The organism is Vibrio algarum (assembly GCF_028204155.1).
Classification (GTDB): domain Bacteria; phylum Pseudomonadota; class Gammaproteobacteria; order Enterobacterales; family Vibrionaceae; genus Vibrio; species Vibrio algarum.
The window spans coordinates 375,685-394,513 of the sequence record NZ_JAQLOI010000001.1; the positions used below are offsets into that span (position 1 = coordinate 375,685).

An 18,829-nucleotide genomic window follows, 5' to 3' on the forward strand; every position below is an offset into this window, starting at 1 on the left:
TTTGATTTCTTGCCCGAAAGCAGAGAATCATTGTCGATTGTCATCAACGAGTGCCCACACAGATTGATATAGGTTTAAATTGTTAAAGAGCGTTGCTTCTAGGCTTTCCCTTGAAGCGGACGTGCATTCTAGCGATTTAAAGTGAAGAGTCAAATACTTTTTCATTTTAATTTCGAAAGGCTTTTTCAAGCTGCTCGTCTTACTGATTCATCTGCAAAGCCTTGTGGGCTCTGCCGTGTCAGTGAGGCGCATTATAGAGAGATGAATCACATTGGCAACCCCTTTTTAATGTTTTTTGCTTTTTATTTACTGTTTGGATAGTTTTTGTCCACTAAAGCTTAGTTTTACTAACTTTACTATTTGCATATACTCTCAATACGCAATCTATAAGGATAAATGATGAGCAAATTAAGAAGCTATAAAGGGATATGCCCTCAAATTAATAAATCAGCCTATATCGACGAAAGTTCTGTTTTGGTCGGTGATATAAAAATTGGTGAAGACTCAAGTGTATGGCCTTTCGTATCAGCCCGGGCTGATGTAAACCATATTTATATAGGTAATCGCACTAATGTCCAAGATGGAACTGTGCTGCATGTAACGCATAAATCTGATAGTAACCCAAATGGCTATCCTCTCATCATAGGTAACGATGTAACCGTAGGTCACAAGGTAATGCTGCATGGATGTACAATAAAAGATCGTGTTCTTGTAGGGATGGCAGCAATTGTTTTAGATGGCGCGACTATAGAAGAAGATGTAATGATTGGCGCAGGGAGCTTAGTGCCACCGAATAAAGTATTGGAAAGTGGCTACCTCTATGTCGGCAGCCCTGTGAAGCAAATACGCCCCCTAAAAGAGCAGGAACTGCTTTTCTTAAAAAAATCTGCACAAAATTATGTAGAGAATAAAAACGATTATCTAGAACACGTATCTTCAATCAGCTAATTTCTATCTGATCGAGGTCATTAAACATCTCGTCCTCGATCATTTCTTCTGCTATTTCCTCTATATCAAAGCGGTACTCAGAAAATACATTTAGTACCTCGTTTTCGCCTATCTCATCATTTCTAGATAATGCAGATAAACGATGTAAAGAAATAGTGCAGTCTATTAATGAACCTGATTGCAAAGCAGGAAACTTTATTACTTCAAGTTTTGCATTCCATTCTTGGATATCTGGGAATAAAATAGCTTGATTCATTACAAGCCTTCTAAGTTCTTGCGAAGCTCTCTTAATATCTGTTTTGTACCTGGACGTAACCCTCGCCATAGCATAAAACTTTCTGCTGCCTGACCAACCAACATACCCAGCCCATCATAAGCATTAGCGACGCCGTTCTCTCTTGCCCATTTATTAAAAGTCGTCATTCCCGCACCATAGGTCATATCGTACGCGATCGTCGTTCCGGAAAATATGTTCGTGCTGATATCTGGTACTTGCTTATATAGGCTCGCAGAAGTTGAATTTATAACTACATCAAATGGTGTATCCACTTTATCTATATGTTCTACATTTATGTCACCAAAAGGTGTAAATATTTGTGCAAGCTGCTCCGCTTTTTTGTAGGTTCGATTCACTAATGTTAATTGACCGGGCTTTTGATCTAACAACGGTTTAATAACACCTCTTGCCGCACCACCAGCCCCAAGTAGTAAAATCCGACTACCTTCTAGTGGCACTTGATATTGAAGTAAGTTTTGAACGAGACCTTCTCCATCCGTGTTATCCCCTAAAATTTCTCCATCATCCAATTTTTTTAACGTATTAACGGCACCGGCTAATTCTGCTCGCTCTGTCAATCTATCTGCAAACTGATAAGCTTCTTCTTTAAAAGGTGCCGTTATATTGCACCCCCTTCCACCCTCTTTAAAAAAAGCCTCTACAGCCTCAAGAAAATGTCCGACTTCAGGGCCACAGGTAGAATACTCCATGTTTTGCATGGTTTGCCTTGCAAAAAGAGTATGAATAAAAGGAGATTTACTTTGTGAAATTGGGTTGCCAAATACGAGATATTTATCAGGTGCGCTAGCCATATCCTTGCCTACTGTAAAAAATAAAAAGGGCCATCTAAGATGACCCTACCATTTCAAGTTCGCTTAGCCAATAACTTATAACCACTCTTTAGCTTTCAAGTAATGACTATAAAGCAATGCTTCGGCACTATTTTCTTCTGGCTCAAAGCTATACTCCCATCTAGCCAACGGTGGCATTGACATTAGTATCGACTCTGTTCTTCCACCGCTTTGCAACCCAAACAGCGTACCCCGGTCAAAGACTAAGTTAAATTCTACGTAGCGTCCGCGACGGTACAACTGGAATTGTCGTTCACGATCGCCATATTCGAACATTTTTCGTTTAACGACTATTGGCAAGTAAGCACTTGCAAACCCTTCGCCTACCGCTTGTATATAGGAAAAGCATGTGTCGAAGCCCCATTGATTTAAATCGTCAAAGAAGAGACCACCAACACCACGTGTTTCATCCCTGTGAGGTAAATAAAAATACTCGTCGCACCACTTTTTATGTTCAGCATACACATGTTGCCCAAAAGGATTACAAATCGAGTTCGCCACATGGTGCCAGTGAACGCAATCTTCTTCGAAAGGGTAAAACGGTGTTAAGTCAAAGCCACCACCAAACCACCAAATAGGTTCTTCACCCTCTTTTTCAGCAATAAAAAATCGAACATTGGCATGAGATGTTGGAATGTAAGGGTTCCTTGGATGGACAACTAAAGAAACCCCCATAGCTTCAAATTTTCGTCCTGCGAGCTCAGGGCGGTGCGCTGTAGCCGAAGCTGGCATTTTGTCCCCAAAGACATGAGAGAAGTTAACCCCACCCTGTTCAAATACGTTTCCGTCTTTAAGAACTCTTGTTCTTCCTCCTCCACCAAGCTCTCTCTTCCATGCATCTTCTTTAAACTTACTTTTACCATCCACTTTCTCTAACTGCTGACAGATACTATCTTGCAACTCTAACAAAAATGATTTTACTTGTTCTTTATTCACCGTAGACATAATTTATCACCGCAGATCTGGTTTATTCACAGTAGCACTGTTATCCCTGTCTTAAAATTTGAGAACTTTGCGCATCCCTTATTTCTGAGGGTTTATTTCTTCCCCCTGTATTCCCTTCTAAGATAATTACACCAGTGTTACCCAACTGTCCTTCAACCTCTTCTGTTGTCATACAAGGAGGTAATCCAGAAAGATTTGCGCTTGTCGACGTTATCGGCTTACCGAATGCTAAACATACTTTTTGAACCAAGGGATGATCAGTTACCCGAACCGCAACAGAATTGAACTCACCTGTTACTAAGTTTGAAGTGTGTTGACTAACCGGCATAACCCAAGTAATAGGACCTGGCCAAGAGCCCTTAATTTGAATAAGTCGCTCGGCACTTAATGAAGATGTATCAATATAAGGTAGAATTTGCTCATAAGAGGCAGCCACCAAAATGAGTCCTTTTTGAACAGACCTATTTTTAACGGCTAAGAGCTTTCTAATTGCCTCATCATTGTCTGGATCACATCCAACACCGAAAACCCCTTCTGTTGGATAGGCAATCACCTCTCCACCTTTTAGTGCATCTATTACGTGATTAAAGTTACTCATTTCTCTAGTTTTCAGCTTCAACATTTACCTTAGTGTACAAACTCTTCGACTTCGCTGCTAAGTCTATTTGTTTACAAGATATGAAAATAACTGACGCAAACGTTTTCCTCGTGCCATTTTCACCTTATAATGCGCGAAAATTATCTACTCGCAATGAACTAATTCGTAGGAGTTAACGATGAAAGTCGGAATTATTATGGGCTCTAAATCAGATTGGCCCACCATGAAACTTGCCGCTGAAATGTTAGATTTATTTGGTATAGCTTACGAAACAAAGGTGGTATCAGCACATCGAACTCCACAATTGCTAGCTGACTATGCTAACAGTGCAAAAGAGCGAGGATTAAAAGTAATCATTGCAGGCGCAGGGGGCGCAGCACATCTTCCCGGAATGGCAGCAGCTTTCACAAGTTTGCCCGTATTAGGTGTGCCCGTTCAATCGCGTGCTTTAAAAGGGATGGACTCTCTACTTTCTATTGTGCAAATGCCAAAAGGTATTGCCGTTGGAACATTAGCTATCGGTGAAGCTGGTGCTGCAAATGCTGGTATACTGGCAGCTCAAATTATTGGGACACATAACGAAGCCGTTATGGCAAAAGTAGAAGCTTTTCGAAACGAACAAACCGAAACTATTCTAGCTAACCCAAACCCAGCAGAGGATTAATATAAATGCATGTTCTTGTACTAGGTGCCGGACAACTGGCCAGAATGATGTCTCTAGCAGGCGCTCCTCTAAATATTCAAATATCAGCATTTGATGTTACCAGTGAAAACATAGTCCACCCTCTAACTCAAGCACTACTCGGTCATGGGTTAGATAACGCCATTGAACAAGCAGATGTAATTACCGCTGAGTTTGAGCATATCCCCCACGATATTCTGGATATTTGCGAAGCCAGTGGAAAGTTTCTCCCTAGTACAGAAGCGATTAAGATCGGTGGAGACCGTCGATTAGAAAAAGCACTATTAGACAAATCCGGTGTAGCCAATGCCAAGTATCATGTAATAAATACTAAAGACGACTTTACAAAGGCTATTGAGCTAGTCGGTCTACCTATGGTTTTAAAAAGTACTTTAGGTGGCTATGACGGTAAAGGTCAGTGGAGACTAAAAAGTCAATCTGAGGCTGATTCTATATGGCCCGAAATAGAAGATTGTATTGCGGAATCACCGAATCAAGCGGTCGTTGCAGAAGCATTTATACCGTTTGATCGTGAAGTTTCATTAGTCGGTGTTAGAAGTATAGATGGGACAATTTCAGTTTATCCGCTTGCTGAAAACATTCATACAAATGGTGTTTTATCTCTTTCTGCTGCTATAACTGACTCGGCACTACAATCCCAAGCCAAGCAAATGTTCACCAAGGTAGCAGAAACACTAAACTATGTCGGTGTTCTAGCTTTAGAGTTTTTTGATGTCAGCGGTCAATTACTAGTTAATGAAATCGCCCCACGAGTGCATAATTCAGGGCACTGGACTCAGCAGGGAGCTGAAGTTTGCCAGTTTGAAAATCATCTTAGGGCTGTGTGTGGTCTCCCCTTAGGAGGCACAAACCTAATTAGGCCAACCGCGATGGTAAACATTCTGGGTGAAGATAGACTTCCTACAGGTGTATTAAAAGAACAAGCATGCCATATTCATTGGTATGGGAAAGACAAGCGACCAGGCAGAAAGATGGGGCACATAAATGTGAGTGCTTCTAGCTACTTTGAGCTAAGTGAGCAGTTACTTATCTTATCAGAAATACTCGATGAGGCTTCATTCCCAGCTCTTAAAAGCTACGCAATAAAACTAAGTCACAGCGATAGCTAACATACAAAAACGGCGCCATTGGCGCCGTTAAACATTTTGACTATGCTGACACTTCCGCGCAGCACATTGAAGACTAGTACCTCTGGACGTTTTTTTCTCAACCAATAGAGGAAAACCACAATTTTCACACTTACCATTTCTAGGTGGTTGATTAACCGTAAATTTACACCCAGGATAATTGTCACACGCCCAAAAAATTTTCCCAAAGCGCGATTTTCGTTCTACTAGTTGACCAGAACCACAATCTGGACACGAAAATGAATCCATAGCTTCTTCGCTTGGTTGATCAAGCGACTCTATATGATGACACTCTGGGTAACCACTACAACCTATAAACATGCCATAGCGACCTTGACGTAAAACCAGTTCTTTTTCACATTCTGGACATGGAACGCCTAACGGCTTCACAATATGCCCATCGTTGTTATATAGAGACTTTATATAGTCACAATCAGGATAACGGTTACAACCAAGAAATGGCCCTTGTTTTCCGTGCCGTAGCGTTAACTCTCCACCATGGCTGTCACCGCACAATGGACACGAATCATGCTCTAGCGCGTGTTCATGCGCTTCAAATAACTGGTTATTTATCTTTCCACTCATACATACCTTAAGCTTCTTAGATTAGTGTAATATGCCGGTTTCTGCGGTATAAAGTAACTCTTCCATAAGGGTATAAGCGTTTTCATTCCCTGGTACATTGAATAGCACCATCAAAATAATCCATTTTAAATCATCAAGCAGTAACTCTTGCGTCTCTAACCCCATCACTCGATCAATGACCATTTCTCGAGTTTCAGTTGTTAGCACATTCACCTGTTCTAAAAAGAGCAAAAAACCTCTATTTTTCACGTCTAGGCGATTTTTTTCATTTTCGGTATAAATTCTTGTTGAGGTTGACGCTCCCTTCGCGATAGCAGAACGCTGATCACTTTCTTGAAGCGCGGCTAAATCTTCTAGCCAGTCAAGAGCCTTGTAGATCTCCTCTTGATGAAAACCAGCCCTTAGTAGCTCTTCTTCAAGTTCATCTTGGTCGACCATTAACTCTACGTCACTATGGATGTAGGTTTCGAACAAATACATCAATATGTCCATCATAGCTAACCCCTCCTCGTTCGAATATAACCGCCGGATACAGCGGCAACATGCCCTTGAAGCTCTAACTCCAGTAGCTGCATCATGACTTCATGCACTTGGATATGGGTCCTTTGTGCCAAAATATCAACCGATACCACTTCATCAACTCCTAAGTTAGCCAAGAGTACCGAAAATGGCAATTGCTCATTTTCATCTTCATCAGTAAAAAGTCCTCGTTGGGCATTAACTGACCAATTTAATAAGCTATCGACTTCTTTAAGTATATCACTCGAGGACTGTATTAGGCTCGCCCCTTCTCTTATTAAAGCATTTCCGCCTCTTGCATGCGGATTATGAATAGAACCGGGTAATGCAAATACTTCGCGACTTTGCTCATTGGCATACCTTGCTGTAATAAGCGAACCACTTTTTTCGCAGCCTCTACTATAAGTACACCTAAAGAAAGGCCACTAATGATTCTATTTCGCCTAGGGAAGTTTTCGGGTTTAGGCAGTCCATTTGGCCGAAACTCTGACACTAAGGCGCCATTCTCTATTATTCTTGTTGAAAGCTCTCTATGTTTAGCTGGGTAAATATTTTCGAGTCCCGAACCGAGTACAGCTATCGTCTTTCCTCCTGCTTTTAAAGCACCATCGTGCGCATGACCGTCAATACCTAATGCCATACCACTGGTGATAGTTAATCCTTTCCTAGATAAATCCGCAGCAAAATCCCTTGCATTTTTAAGACCGTCAGTACTCGCATTGCGACTTCCAACGATAGCGATCTGAGGTTCAGATAAACTACTCACATCTCCTTTTAGAAATAAAACTGGTGGTGGATTTCCAATTTGCTTTAAAAGTTCAGGATAATCACTATCGATAAGCGTAATAATCGAATTATTAGATAAAGAATCTCGCCACGATAAACAAAAATCCACATCTTTTTCAGCATACTGCTTAATGTAAGCAATTTGCTGTGGTTTAAATCCGAAATATTTTAGTTCTTTACGGGACGAATTAACAATATTTACTGGAGAAGTAATAGAGACTAACTTGCGGAAATTACTGCTTCCAATAAAGGGTGTAAAACTGAGTGTTAACCATGCCGAAAGCGTTTTATCACACATTAGCAACCTACCTCTAAGACCGATTGAGCACGCAATGAAAACCAAAGAAAGTGAAGAGATTAAAAAAAATACTAAAATAGAGTAAAAAAGGAGTAAAATAACCAATTCGTGGCTGTTAATCCCGAAGATAGAAAAGTCAGGATGCTGTCATTTGATCTATAAAATGTCTAGAATTGCGTTATTCACTGAACCGCTGTTTGGACACAGTTCAATTTTTAGAGTTATATATGTCTGTATTACAAGTATTAACATTCCCGGATGACCGCCTTCGCACTGTTGCTAAACCAGTAAAGGAAGTTACTCCAGAGATTAAAAAATTCATCGATGACATGATTGAAACCATGTACGAAGAAGAAGGTATCGGCCTTGCAGCAACTCAAGTTGATTTTCATCAACGCATCGTCGTTATCGACGTATCCGATTCTCGCGATCAACCTATGGTCTTAATCAATCCGGAGATCACAGAAAAACGTGGTGAAGATGGGATAGAAGAAGGTTGTTTATCCGTTCCCGGAGCAAGAGCTTTAGTATCGAGAGCATCGGAAGTATCAGTCAAAGCGCTAAACCGAGATGGTGAAGAATTTACATTTGAAGCAGATGACCTTTTAGCCATATGCGTTCAACATGAACTTGACCACCTAGAAGGTAAACTTTTTGTCGATTACTTGTCACCATTAAAACGTAAGCGTATTAAAGACAAGCTAGAAAAGATTAAGCGCTTCAACGAAAAAAACAATTAGTAACGAGGTTACCTTGAGCCAATCACTACGTATTGTCTTTGCAGGTACTCCGGACTTCGCCGCCCGCCACTTGGCGGCGTTGTTGTCTTCGGAGCACGAGGTCATTGCTGTATATACTCAGCCAGACCGACCTGCGGGCCGCGGAAAAAAGTTAACCGCTAGCCCTGTAAAAAATATAGCATTAGAGCACGATATCGACGTTTATCAGCCAGAAAACTTCAAATCGGATGAAGCAAAAAAACAGCTTGCTGAGCTGAATGCCGATATTATGGTTGTTGTCGCTTATGGTTTATTGCTCCCTCAACAAATATTAGACACACCAAGACTGGGCTGTATCAATGTTCACGGGTCAATTCTTCCTCGTTGGCGAGGTGCTGCTCCGATACAACGCTCTATTTGGGCTGGAGACGAAGAAACCGGTGTCACTATCATGCAAATGGATATCGGGTTAGATACCGGTGATATGCTAAAAATATCCAAGCTGCCAATAGAAGCAACGGATACCAGTTCCTCCATGTATGAAAAGTTGGCTGGTCTTGGTCCAAATGCTCTTGTCGACTGTTTAGCAGAAATCGTAACCTCTAAAGCTACACCTATAAAGCAAGATGACGCATTAGCTAACTATGCAAAAAAACTATCTAAAGAAGAAGCTAAAATAGATTGGTCACAAGACGCAGAGTCTATCGAACGTTGTATTAGAGCTTTCAACCCATGGCCAATGAGCTACTTTTCCGTTGCAGATAGCAACATTAAAGTCTGGCAAGGTAGGGTCGAAAACATCGCAAATGACAAGGAAGCAGGAACGATATTAAAAGCCGATAAAACCGGTATATATATCGCTACAGGAAACAAGGTTTTGATATTGGAACAAATTCAAGTTCCAGGCAAGAAAGCCATGTCTGTCCAAGATGTTCTTAATTCCCGTAGCAGTTGGTTTGAAGTTGGTAGCCAATTAAGCTAAAGAGATAATATGAAGGCTAGCCTAGTAGCTAGCCTCTTCTTTTTATTTTTAGATGACACCAATGTAAGTGTTTATAGTAATTTCCATTGGTAATATAAAATTAGGTTTCAAAATGAATGTTCGTGCTGCCGCAGCCACAGTTCTTTTTCAAGTAGTAGATAAAGGTCAATCCCTGTCTACAGCCCTCCCTGCCGCCCAACAAAACATAAAGCCGAGAGACCATGCTCTGCTTCAGGAAATTTGCTACGGTTCACTTCGATACTTACCAAGACTTGAAACCATTGCAAATAAGCTTATGGATAACCCTTTAAAAGGGAAAAAAGAGTATTTCATCATTTAGTACTCGTTGGCATATATCAGCTTAGCTTTATGCGAATTCCAGCTCATGCAGCTGTTGGTGAAACAGTAGAGGCAACAAAAAACCTCAAAGGCCAAAGCCTTAGCGGGCTTATAAATGCAGTTCTACGAAACTATCAACGCAACCAAGAAGAATTAGACCAATTTGCAGTAAGTCATGATGCAGGCAAATATGGCCATCCTGGTTGGTTACTTAAACTATTAAAAAATGCTTACCCTGATAAATGGGAATCGATTGTTGAGGCCAACAATAGTAAAGCACCTATGTGGTTAAGAGTGAATGAAAAACACCACAGTCGTGATGAATACTTAGCTCTATTAGCAGATGAAGAAATCATCGCTACCATCCACCCAAATGCTCAAAACGCTCTTAAACTAGATAAGCCAACAGACGTAAGCAACCTTCCGGGATTTGATAAAGGATGGGTTTCCGTTCAAGACGCAGCAGCGCAACTGTCCGTAGACTTTTTAAAGCCACAAAAAGACGAGTTAATTCTTGATTGCTGTGCAGCTCCTGGTGGAAAAACAGCGCATATTTTAGAGCGTTCTGAAAATTGCCAAGTCGTCGCCATCGACGCTGACAATAACCGACTAACAAGAGTTTATGAAAATCTTAAGCGCTTAAATTTAGAAGCTAAAGTAATATGTGGCGATGCTCGAAAACCTGAGCAGTGGTGGACAGGGGAAAATTTTGACCGCATTCTTCTCGATGCTCCATGCTCAGCAACGGGCGTAATTCGACGTCACCCTGATATTAAATGGTTACGCCGTTCCGATGATATTGATGCTTTAGCGCAGCTTCAAAGTGAGATTATTGACGCGATGTGGCAACAACTTAAAGCTGGTGGCACAATGGTTTATGCCACTTGTTCAATAACACCACAAGAAAACAGTCAACAAGTCATTAATTTTCTAAAAAGAACCAATGATGCAAGCCTAATAGGTTCTGAATTAGAAAACCCAGGGCAACAAATACTTCCAGGGGATGACGATATGGACGGATTTTATTACGCCGTTCTTAAAAAGAGTATCTGATAAAATTATTATTTTATTTAACAATGACATACTGGCTTTTTAAAGAGATTACATACCTATGAAAATCATTATTCTTGGCGCAGGTCAGGTTGGTGGCACACTCGCTGAAAACTTAGTAGGTGAAAATAACGATATCACCATCGTAGACAAAAGCAGCGAACGCCTCAGAGAGCTTCAAGATAAATACGATCTACGGGTAGTGAATGGTCATGCGAGTCACCCTAGTACATTACGAGAGGCTGGGGCTCAAGATGCCGACATGTTAGTCGCTGTAACCAATTCTGACGAAACCAATATGGCAGCCTGTCAAATCGCATTCACCATTTTCAATACACCCAATCGAATAGCCCGTATCCGCTCTCCTGAATACTTACAAGAGAAAGAGACGTTATTTCACTCTGGTGCAGTGCCCGTTGATCACTTAATTGCACCAGAAGAGCTAGTAACTAGCTACATCGAACGCCTTATTCAGTATCCCGGTGCACTTCAAGTCGTTAGTTTTGCGGATAAACGAGTTAGCTTGGTTGCGGTTAAAGCTTATTATGGTGGCCCTCTTGTCGGTAACGCTCTTTCAACACTGCGTGACCACATGCCACACATAGATACCAGGGTAGCCGCTATATTTCGACAAGGTCGACCGATTAGACCTCAAGGTACGACCATTATTGAAGCCGATGATGAAGTTTTCTTTGTCGCTGATAGCAACCATATTCGCTCTATTATGAGTGAGCTACAACGACTCGAAAAACCTTATCGTCGCATTATGATTGTCGGTGGCGGTAATATTGGATCTTCTCTCGCGAAACGATTAGAGCATGATTATAGTGTCAAACTGATTGAACGTAGCTTAGCTCGCGCAGAAAAGCTATCTGAAGAACTAGAGAAAACCATTGTCTTTTGTGGGGATGCGGCAGATCAAGAACTACTGGTTGAAGAAAATATAGATCAGGTGGATGTCTTTATTGCGTTAACTAACGAAGACGAAACCAATATTATGTCAGCAATGCTAGCAAAACGTATGGGTGCCAAAAAGGTGATGGTACTTATTCAGCGTGGCGCTTATGTGGATCTTGTTCAAGGCGGTAATATTGACGTCGCCATTTCACCTCAACAAGCCACTATTTCTGCTCTATTGACCCATGTAAGACGTGCAGATATTGTCAACGTATCGTCACTGAGGCGAGGAGCCGCAGAAGCAATTGAAGCCATTGCACACGGTGATGAAACCACATCAAAAGTTGTTGGCAGACCAATTGGCGAGCTAAAACTGCCTCCAGGTACCACTATTGGCGCTATAGTTCGTGGTGAAGAAGTAATGATAGCTCACGATAAAACCGTCATTGAACAAGATGACCACGTAGTCATGTTCTTAGTTGACAAAAAATACGTACCTGACGTTGAACTTCTTTTTCAACCAAGTCCGTTCTTCCTATAAGTAGGCAAAACGTCAATCATGGTTAACCTTCGTCCAATTACGTTTGTTATAGGACTAGTACTCTCTAAACTAGCCCTGTTTATGTACATCCCAACATTCGTAGCTTTTTTCTCGGGAACAGGTGGATTCCTAGAATTCGGCAAGGCAGTCTTAATTACACATGCTGCGGCATTTCTGTGCCTGTCTCTTGGTAAAACTAAACAATTTCGCCTAGGTGTGAGAGACATGTTCCTGATCACCTCAATGGTATGGATGATAGCAAGCATTTTTGCCGCGCTTCCCTTCGTATTTATAAACCATATCAGCTTCACTGACGCCTATTTTGAAACCATGTCAGGTATTACAACGACAGGTTCTACGGTATTAAGTGGTTTAGATAATATGGCTCCAAGTATATTGTTATGGCGATCAACCTTGCAATGGCTAGGCGGGATAGGCTTTATCGTTATGGCCGTTGCTATTCTGCCCATGTTAAATGTCGGTGGAATGAGGCTATTCCAGACAGAATCTTCAGATTGGTCTGATAAAAGCGCACCAAGAGCAAAAACAGTTGCAAAAAATATTGTCGTTGTTTATCTGTCTTTAACGGTGGCTTGTATCATTGGATATCTAATGACAGGAATGGGATTCTTTGATGCGGTTAATCATGGTTTTACCACCTTATCAACGGGTGGTTATTCGACATCAGATGGATCAATGAATCATTTTTCCCATGGCGCCCATTGGGTCGCCACACTGTTTATGTTCCTTGGTGGTTTACCTTTCTTACTCTTTGTTACGGCATTAAGAAATCAATCCTTTAGCGCCCTCTATCGAGATGCTCAAGTTCGTGGATTTACTTTATTATTTATAGCAGCAAGTACGGTCATTGCCTGTTGGCTGGTTGTTCATAACGATTACCCAATATCCGATGCTATTCGTGTGTCGATGTTTAATATCGTTTCTGTAGTAACAACGACTGGTTATGGATTAGAAGACTTTACTGCATGGGGTGGCCTTCCGATTGTTGTGTTTATTTTTCTGATGATAGTTGGTGCTTGTTCTGGTTCAACCTCTGGTGGTATAAAGATTTTTCGCTTTCAAATAGCGTTGACGTTATTTAACAAACAAATGCTAAAACTTATCCATCCATCAGGTATATTCGTTCACCGCTACAATAAACGCCCCGTTAGCGACGATATTGTCCGATCAATGGTCGCTTTTGCGATTACTTTTTTCGCGACAATCATCATCATCGCTGGCTGCCTATCTGCAATTGGATTAGATCCAACCACCAGTATCTCTGGTTCTATCACCGCTGTCGCAAACGTTGGGCCTGGTATGGGTAGCATTATTGGCCCTACCGGAAATTTCTCATCATTGCCGGATCTGGCTAAATGGATATTAGGGTTCGGAATGTTAATGGGCCGATTAGAAATTCTCACAATTCTTGTTTTATTTTTCCCGGCTTTTTGGCGTACGTAATTCATTATTATCTATTGGCACTTTAACATACTTAAGAAAAGGTATTGATACCCGCTACACCGAGTCTATATTTCCAATCCATTAATTAACTTAATGTAATTGTTAAATAGGCTTTACGTAATAATAGATAGACAAGTAGTGGCATATGCATCCAGCTAATACAAAACCATGCCAGATAGCATGATTAAACGGTATTCGGTGGGATACATAAAAGTAAACGCCAATAGAATAAACCACACCCCCAACAGCTAAAAGTATCAGCCCACCCATTTCGATACTCACCGCTAGCTGATAAATAACAATTAACGATAACCACCCCATTGTGAGATAAGTCCAAAGAGACAGCTTTTCAAATCGATAAACAAACGCAAACTTAAAGATAATTCCAAACAGTGCAATCAACCAAATAACTACCATTAACCCAATCGCCAATGGTGTTCTTAAGCTAACAAGAAGAAATGGTGTATAGCTACCCGCGATAAGCAAATAAATAGCACAATGATCGAAGGTTTTGAGTCCTCGTTTAGCTTTTTGATGAGGAATAGCATGGTATAACGTGGAAGCTAAAAAAGTAAAATGATGCTTGCACCATAAATACTTAAACTAGCAATAGTTAATGCGTCAGCATCATGGTCGACAGCTTTCACTATTAACAAATACAACCCGATAACGCCAAAGATAACGCCTAAGCCATGAGAAAAGCTGTTGGCAATTTCTTCTCGCACACTATAACCATTTTTTAGTGCCGTCGACATTTTTCAGTTCCCTCATAAAACTAGAAAACTGAAGTATGCCACATTTAGCTTACACGTGTAAGCTGAAATACTTTATTGATTTATCAGGTATACGATCTTTACGTTGTCGATTCCAAGTACGCTATTACTTGTTTCCCTGCTTCATCAGGTTCCGTTCCCTGCGGTATGACTATGTTTCTCTTTAGTTTTCCTGTGCCGAGAAGATTTGAAAGCATGCCACCTAAGCCTTTCTTCTGACGGTCAACCTCAAACCAAAGCTCTAGCGCATCATCATGCTGATAAGCAACAATTTCCAACTCTCTCCAGCGACCGTGGAATTGCCCTGTTGTAGGCACGAGCTCAAATTCCTGTACAAATGGTAAAGCGAAACCCTTTGTTGCTTCACACTCAACCTGTCTTATACGCAGACCCTCCTCTTCAAGAGCAGAAATGACCCCATCTAAAGTGGGTGTTGGTCTTACTGTTAAAATATCTTTATCCGTAGGATCTTTAGCCATTGATACATCTAGCCCGGTTTCCAACCAAACTTTAGTATCCCCTATGGTTACTGGAGTATTGGCTGGAATATCGAGCTCAACATCAAAGTCCCTTTGTTGACCAGACTCGATAACAAAAGAGTAAGGGAGCTTCCAACTTGCTAAAACATAATCCCTAGGAACACGTTTCATTCGCCCCATATAGTTATCATTTTTATTTTTATCATTATCAGCAGGCACTTCTTCGATATATCGACAGTAGATTTTCAGGTCAATATTGTCGATATCTTGGGGAGTTGCACCACCATAGACATGTATAGCGATATTCGCTTTTTCACCAGGAATTAAAAACTCTTGCTGTAAAACTGAGTCAACTCTCGCAGAGCCAATACCAAAACTTGCTAGCGTTTTTTTAAGAAAAGACATTGCCTTACTCCTTTAAAAGACCTTCTTACTTATATTAGCCACTCTAAAGCAAAAAAACTCGCCACAAAATAGCTAAATCGTTATAAACGAAAAGACGCTCCAAAATAGTGATTAAAAAAACAACATTTTTTTGAGCCATATCTCGATAAGATCCTATCGTGGTGATATTATTCACGACGATATGCAATGCATATCGATATTCCTGATTATTTATTGGAATGGTTTTATACCAAAGAGATTTATCTCATCAATAATCAGGCCATTAAATTGGCAAAGGAGCTGCCTGACTGTTAGGTATTTTGATGCGACCGACATCTGTCAGGTTTTCACGCACCACTAGAAGCGTGTCTTTACGCCGTTGCGGAACTGTTTCTGTTCCGGTTGCAAAATCTCCAAGCTCTGCAAAGACCTTGGTAGAAAAAAAGCAATCAGCAAACAGCATGATCAACAAATCATCCAAGCGGCATAACTAAAAAGCGCAGTATTAATTTCTGCGCTTTTTCTTTCCACTCTATTTGATAACGTACGGTGTATACCAATAAAAAAGTTGTGGAGAAATTATGAAGTGTCACCGAGTAAATGAAGTAATTGAGCTGCTTCACCCTGAATGGCAAAAAGATCCGGATACGAATCTTATTCCATTTATATTAACGCTGTGTAAGGAAGCAGGGTATGACGGTAAGCTAGAAGATCTTACTGATGATGTTTTGATCTACCATCTTAAAATGAGAAACAGTAATAAAGATGAAATGATCCCGGGGCTTGCAAAAGATCAAGAAGATGACTTTAAAACAGCAATATTAAAGGCTCGCGGTCTTATTAAGTAATTAGACTAGAAAGATTATTTAGAGCGGCACTTTTGTGTCGCTTTTTTTGTTTCTAGGGTACAATTTTTGTTAAAAATAGACATCAATAAAGAAACGAATTTGTTAAGGGCTATATAATCATCACCTAATAAAGACTAGAAGCATAACAATAGTAATGTCATATAAGTTTACATCGCTTAAAAAGCCCAAAAAGGAACCTTCATGAGTCAAGATAAAATAGACATAAAAGATGTGACTCCCAAAACATTCAACCCTAAAACTCATAAAGGGAAAAAAGATAGATTTAACCCTAGTGATGGTATCTATGTTCGAGAAAGCAAAGGCGCTTTTCAAATACTAAGACGATATGGAGCATGGTTCTTACTACTCTTATTCGGTTTAGTACCTTGGATACCGTATGGGGAGCGACAAGCTATATTACTTGATATTGGTCACCAGCAATTTAATTTCTTCGGAACGACTTTATACCCACAAGATTTAACATTGTTGGCTTTACTTTTCATGATTGCCGCCTTTGGGCTGTTTTTTATTACTACATTTTTAGGCCGTGTTTGGTGTGGTTATCTTTGCCCACAAACCGTCTGGACTTTTATGTATATCTGGTTTGAAGAAAAACTAGAGGGTGCCGCGAATAAAAGACGAAAACAAGACAGCGGAAAAATGACACCTAACCTTTTGCTAAGGAAAACAATAAAGCATTTGGCTTGGATCGGTATTGCGCTAGTCACAGGATTCACTTTTGTTGGCTATTTCGTTCCGATTAAAGATCTCGTTGTTGATTTTCTCACCTTGAATACAACTTTCTGGGCTGGTTTTTGGGTTCTGTTTTTTGCTATTTGCACCTATGCAAACGCCGCATGGATGCGTTCTATCGTCTGTATCCACATGTGTCCATATGCTCGTTTTCAATCCGCCATGTTTGATAAAGATACATTTATCGTGGGTTACAACCCTGAGCGCGGAGAATCTAGAGGCCCGCGTTCACGCAAGGCTGATCCCAAAAAGCTCGGTTTAGGTGACTGTATTGACTGCGACCTTTGTGTACAAGTCTGCCCAACGGGTATAGACATACGTGATGGGCTCCAATATGAATGTATAAATTGTGGTGCGTGTATTGACGTTTGTAACAAAACAATGGATAGAATGGGTTATGAGAAAAACCTAATTAGTTACACAACTGAGCACAAATTATCAGGGAAAAACACCAAAGTAATGCGGCCAAAACTCATTGGTTACGGCAGTATTATGATATTAATGATAATCCTCTTTTTCTTACAGGTGGCAAGTGTAGAGCCCGTTGGAATGAGTGTATTGAGAGATCGAAATCAACTATTTAAGATCAACTCAGCTGGATATGTCGAAAATACTTACAACCTAAAAGTAATTAATAAGACTCAGCAACTACAAACCTACACGCTTAACGTGTCAGGTCTAAGTGACGTGACTTGGTACGGCAATCAAACCATCCAAGTTGATCCTGGTGAAGTCCTCAATTTACCCATCAGCTTGGGTGTAGCAACCGAGAACTTAAATTCTCCAGTTTCAACAATTCAGTTTATACTCACCGATAGCAACCAATTTACTGTTGAAGTTGAAAGCAGGTTTGTAAAAAAACTTTAGCTTTGCAAAACAATAAAAAAGGGCTCTAACGGGCCCTTTTTTAATACCGGAACCTTTTATGACAACACTATCTAGCAATACTGAAGCACCGAATAACATAGCATTCAATTTTGATGCTTTAACACCTGACTTTATGTGGTATGCACTAGAAAGCATAGGAATAAGAGTTGAATCGGGTTTATTAGCACTAAACAGTTACGAAAACCGAGTTTATCAATTTATAGACGAAGAAAAGCAGCGTTATGTGGTTAAATTTTATCGTCCACAGCGTTGGAATATCGAGCAAATACAAGAAGAACACGACTTTACATTGGAGTTAATTGAACAAGAAATACCGGTTGCTCCCCCATGTATTATTAATGGAAAAACACTGCATAAATACAAAGGGTATTTATTTACGTTATTTGCTAGTGTTGGTGGCCGCCAATTTGAAGTAGATAATAATGATCACCTTGAATGGGTTGGGCGATTTATGGGAAGAATCCATAACATCGGCAGCAAAAAAACTTCCAACATAGACCAACTATCGGGCTGGACGAATACCTTTATCAACCTCGTAAACTGCTCCAGAATTCTTCATTTATCCCTTCCCACTTGGAAAATAGCTTTTTTAGCGACCTCGACATGCTCATAAATCGCATCGAAGACAGTTGGAGTGATAGTTTTACATCTATCCGTCTACATGGGGACTGCCATCCTGGGAATATACTGTGGCGCGATGGCCCAATGTTTGTTGATTTAGATGATGCTCGCAATGGTCCAGCGATACAAGATTTGTGGATGCTACTTAACGGTGACAGGCAAGATAAGCTCGCTCAATTAGATATACTGTTAGAAGGATACGAAGAGTTTTTTGATTTTAACCCGTCAGAACTTAAACTTATCGAGCCTTTAAGAGGTCTTCGAATGGTACACTATATGGCTTGGTTAGCTAAAAGGTGGCAAGACCCAGCGTTCCCTCTTGCTTTTCCTTGGTTTGGTGACCCTAAATATTGGGAAAATCAAGTTCTTGGATTTAAAGAACAGATATCAGTATTACAGGAACCTCCGCTTTCGTTAATGCCTCAATGGTAATAAATACAAAAATAAACAAGAT

Annotated in this window: 17 protein-coding genes and 4 pseudogenes; 11 read left to right on the plus strand and 10 right to left on the minus strand. The window is 40.5% G+C overall.

Features of this window, described 5'->3' with window-relative positions; all coding sequences use genetic code 11:
• The first annotated feature begins 399 nt into the window (after positions 1-399).
• Complete coding sequence (locus PGX00_RS01920; protein WP_272132436.1) at positions 400-948, plus strand: gamma carbonic anhydrase family protein; 549 nt, start codon at positions 400-402, stop codon at positions 946-948.
• On the opposite strand, the gene PGX00_RS01925 is transcribed toward PGX00_RS01920, so the two are convergent.
• The 4 genes from PGX00_RS01925 to PGX00_RS01940 form a co-directional block, all read right to left on the minus strand.
• On the minus strand, positions 941-1,204 hold the full coding sequence (locus PGX00_RS01925; RefSeq protein WP_272132437.1) for a DUF1488 family protein: 264 nt from the start codon (positions 1,202-1,204) through the stop codon (positions 941-943). The genes PGX00_RS01920 and PGX00_RS01925 overlap by 8 nt on opposite strands.
• Entirely contained in the window at positions 1,204-2,037 is an 834-nt protein-coding gene (gene aroE / locus PGX00_RS01930) for a shikimate dehydrogenase (protein ID WP_272132439.1), read from the minus strand. The genes PGX00_RS01925 and aroE overlap by 1 nt, the downstream gene beginning before the upstream one ends.
• Positions 2,038-2,112: 75 nt before the next feature.
• On the minus strand, positions 2,113-3,021 hold the full coding sequence (gene hemF, locus PGX00_RS01935) for an oxygen-dependent coproporphyrinogen oxidase (RefSeq protein WP_272132441.1): 909 nt from the start codon (positions 3,019-3,021) through the stop codon (positions 2,113-2,115).
• A gap of 40 nt (positions 3,022-3,061) precedes the next feature.
• A complete protein-coding gene (locus PGX00_RS01940; RefSeq protein ID WP_272132443.1) occupies positions 3,062-3,619 on the minus strand; it encodes an L-threonylcarbamoyladenylate synthase in 558 nt (185 codons plus the stop codon).
• A gap of 178 nt (positions 3,620-3,797) precedes the next feature.
• Here PGX00_RS01940 and purE point away from each other — a divergent pair, with 178 nt between their 5' ends.
• Together purE and PGX00_RS01950 are read left to right on the plus strand one after the other, a co-directional pair.
• Positions 3,798-4,283 (plus strand): 5-(carboxyamino)imidazole ribonucleotide mutase, encoded by a 486-nt coding sequence (purE, locus tag PGX00_RS01945; protein ID WP_272132445.1) that lies wholly within the window; start codon positions 3,798-3,800, stop codon positions 4,281-4,283.
• Positions 4,284-4,288: 5 nt separating this feature from the next.
• Positions 4,289-5,431 (plus strand): 5-(carboxyamino)imidazole ribonucleotide synthase, encoded by a 1,143-nt coding sequence (locus PGX00_RS01950; protein ID WP_272132446.1) that lies wholly within the window; start codon positions 4,289-4,291, stop codon positions 5,429-5,431.
• Between the two features lie 27 nt (positions 5,432-5,458).
• Here PGX00_RS01950 and PGX00_RS01955 read toward each other — a convergent pair whose 3' ends face one another.
• From PGX00_RS01955 to dprA, 3 genes and pseudogenes are all read right to left on the minus strand, one after another.
• Positions 5,459-6,034: a DNA topoisomerase family protein gene (locus PGX00_RS01955; RefSeq protein WP_272132448.1), complete on the minus strand. Its 576-nt coding sequence runs from the start codon at positions 6,032-6,034 to the stop codon at positions 5,459-5,461.
• Between the two features lie 21 nt (positions 6,035-6,055).
• Positions 6,056-6,529 (minus strand): DUF494 family protein, encoded by a 474-nt coding sequence (locus PGX00_RS01960; protein WP_272132450.1) that lies wholly within the window; start codon positions 6,527-6,529, stop codon positions 6,056-6,058.
• Positions 6,530-6,531: 2 nt separating this feature from the next.
• A pseudogene (gene dprA / locus PGX00_RS01965) lies at positions 6,532-7,637 on the minus strand (DNA-processing protein DprA).
• Between the two features lie 227 nt (positions 7,638-7,864).
• Between dprA and def the strand changes: the two are divergent.
• From def to PGX00_RS01990, 5 genes and pseudogenes are all read left to right on the plus strand, one after another.
• The gene (gene def / locus PGX00_RS01970; protein ID WP_272132451.1) at positions 7,865-8,377 is read left to right on the plus strand and encodes a peptide deformylase; all 513 of its coding nucleotides are present in this window, start codon (positions 7,865-7,867) and stop codon (positions 8,375-8,377) included.
• 13 nt (positions 8,378-8,390) lie between these two features.
• A complete protein-coding gene (gene fmt, locus PGX00_RS01975) occupies positions 8,391-9,338 on the plus strand; it encodes a methionyl-tRNA formyltransferase (RefSeq protein ID WP_272132453.1) in 948 nt (315 codons plus the stop codon).
• A 112-nt stretch (positions 9,339-9,450) separates the two neighbouring features.
• A pseudogene (gene rsmB, locus PGX00_RS01980) lies at positions 9,451-10,730 on the plus strand (16S rRNA (cytosine(967)-C(5))-methyltransferase RsmB).
• Positions 10,731-10,788: 58 nt separating this feature from the next.
• Positions 10,789-12,165 carry a Trk system potassium transporter TrkA gene (gene trkA, locus PGX00_RS01985; protein ID WP_272132455.1) on the plus strand — a complete coding sequence of 459 codons (1,377 nt, stop codon included), beginning with the start codon at positions 10,789-10,791 and terminating at the stop codon, positions 12,163-12,165.
• Between the two features lie 18 nt (positions 12,166-12,183).
• A complete protein-coding gene (locus tag PGX00_RS01990; protein ID WP_272132456.1) occupies positions 12,184-13,629 on the plus strand; it encodes a TrkH family potassium uptake protein in 1,446 nt (481 codons plus the stop codon).
• 102 nt (positions 13,630-13,731) lie between these two features.
• Here the strand turns inward: PGX00_RS01990 and trhA are convergent.
• The 3 genes and pseudogenes from trhA to PGX00_RS02005 all read right to left on the minus strand — a co-directional run bounded on the left by trhA (position 13,732) and on the right by PGX00_RS02005 (position 15,734).
• A pseudogene (gene trhA, locus PGX00_RS01995) lies at positions 13,732-14,384 on the minus strand (PAQR family membrane homeostasis protein TrhA).
• Positions 14,385-14,482: 98 nt separating this feature from the next.
• Positions 14,483-15,286: a sporulation protein gene (locus PGX00_RS02000; RefSeq protein ID WP_272132458.1), complete on the minus strand. Its 804-nt coding sequence runs from the start codon at positions 15,284-15,286 to the stop codon at positions 14,483-14,485.
• A 262-nt stretch (positions 15,287-15,548) separates the two neighbouring features.
• Positions 15,549-15,734, minus strand: a complete 186-nt coding sequence (locus tag PGX00_RS02005; RefSeq protein ID WP_272132459.1) for a hypothetical protein — start codon at positions 15,732-15,734, stop codon at positions 15,549-15,551.
• A 112-nt stretch (positions 15,735-15,846) separates the two neighbouring features.
• Here PGX00_RS02005 and PGX00_RS02010 point away from each other — a divergent pair, with 112 nt between their 5' ends.
• The 3 genes and pseudogenes from PGX00_RS02010 (at position 15,847) to PGX00_RS02020 (ending at position 18,807) form a co-directional block, all read left to right on the plus strand.
• A complete protein-coding gene (locus PGX00_RS02010) occupies positions 15,847-16,113 on the plus strand; it encodes a YihD family protein (RefSeq protein ID WP_272132461.1) in 267 nt (88 codons plus the stop codon).
• Positions 16,114-16,314: 201 nt separating this feature from the next.
• Entirely contained in the window at positions 16,315-17,733 is a 1,419-nt protein-coding gene (ccoG, locus tag PGX00_RS02015; protein ID WP_272132463.1) for a cytochrome c oxidase accessory protein CcoG, read from the plus strand.
• 58 nt (positions 17,734-17,791) lie between these two features.
• Positions 17,792-18,807: pseudogene (locus PGX00_RS02020) on the plus strand (serine/threonine protein kinase).
• The last annotated feature ends 22 nt before the right edge of the window (positions 18,808-18,829 follow it).

What these genes read in the sequence shown, in the direction of transcription:
- PGX00_RS01920 (WP_272132436.1), top strand. Translation starts at nt 400, where the DNA reads ATGAGCAAATTAAGAAGCTATAAAGGGATATGCCCTCAAATTAATAAA.
- PGX00_RS01925 (WP_272132437.1), bottom strand. Translation starts at nt 1,204, where the DNA reads ATGAATCAAGCTATTTTATTCCCAGATATCCAAGAATGGAATGCAAAA.
- aroE (WP_272132439.1), bottom strand. Translation starts at nt 2,037, where the DNA reads ATGGCTAGCGCACCTGATAAATATCTCGTATTTGGCAACCCAATTTCA.
- hemF (WP_272132441.1), bottom strand. Translation starts at nt 3,021, where the DNA reads ATGTCTACGGTGAATAAAGAACAAGTAAAATCATTTTTGTTAGAGTTG.
- PGX00_RS01940 (WP_272132443.1), bottom strand. Translation starts at nt 3,619, where the DNA reads ATGAGTAACTTTAATCACGTAATAGATGCACTAAAAGGTGGAGAGGTG.
- purE (WP_272132445.1), top strand. Translation starts at nt 3,798, where the DNA reads ATGAAAGTCGGAATTATTATGGGCTCTAAATCAGATTGGCCCACCATG.
- PGX00_RS01950 (WP_272132446.1), top strand. Translation starts at nt 4,289, where the DNA reads ATGCATGTTCTTGTACTAGGTGCCGGACAACTGGCCAGAATGATGTCT.
- PGX00_RS01955 (WP_272132448.1), bottom strand. Translation starts at nt 6,034, where the DNA reads ATGAGTGGAAAGATAAATAACCAGTTATTTGAAGCGCATGAACACGCG.
- PGX00_RS01960 (WP_272132450.1), bottom strand. Translation starts at nt 6,529, where the DNA reads ATGATGGACATATTGATGTATTTGTTCGAAACCTACATCCATAGTGAC.
- def (WP_272132451.1), top strand. Translation starts at nt 7,865, where the DNA reads ATGTCTGTATTACAAGTATTAACATTCCCGGATGACCGCCTTCGCACT.
- trkA (WP_272132455.1), top strand. Translation starts at nt 10,789, where the DNA reads ATGAAAATCATTATTCTTGGCGCAGGTCAGGTTGGTGGCACACTCGCT.
- PGX00_RS01990 (WP_272132456.1), top strand. Translation starts at nt 12,184, where the DNA reads ATGGTTAACCTTCGTCCAATTACGTTTGTTATAGGACTAGTACTCTCT.
- PGX00_RS02000 (WP_272132458.1), bottom strand. Translation starts at nt 15,286, where the DNA reads ATGTCTTTTCTTAAAAAAACGCTAGCAAGTTTTGGTATTGGCTCTGCG.
- PGX00_RS02010 (WP_272132461.1), top strand. Translation starts at nt 15,847, where the DNA reads ATGAAGTGTCACCGAGTAAATGAAGTAATTGAGCTGCTTCACCCTGAA.
- ccoG (WP_272132463.1), top strand. Translation starts at nt 16,315, where the DNA reads ATGAGTCAAGATAAAATAGACATAAAAGATGTGACTCCCAAAACATTC.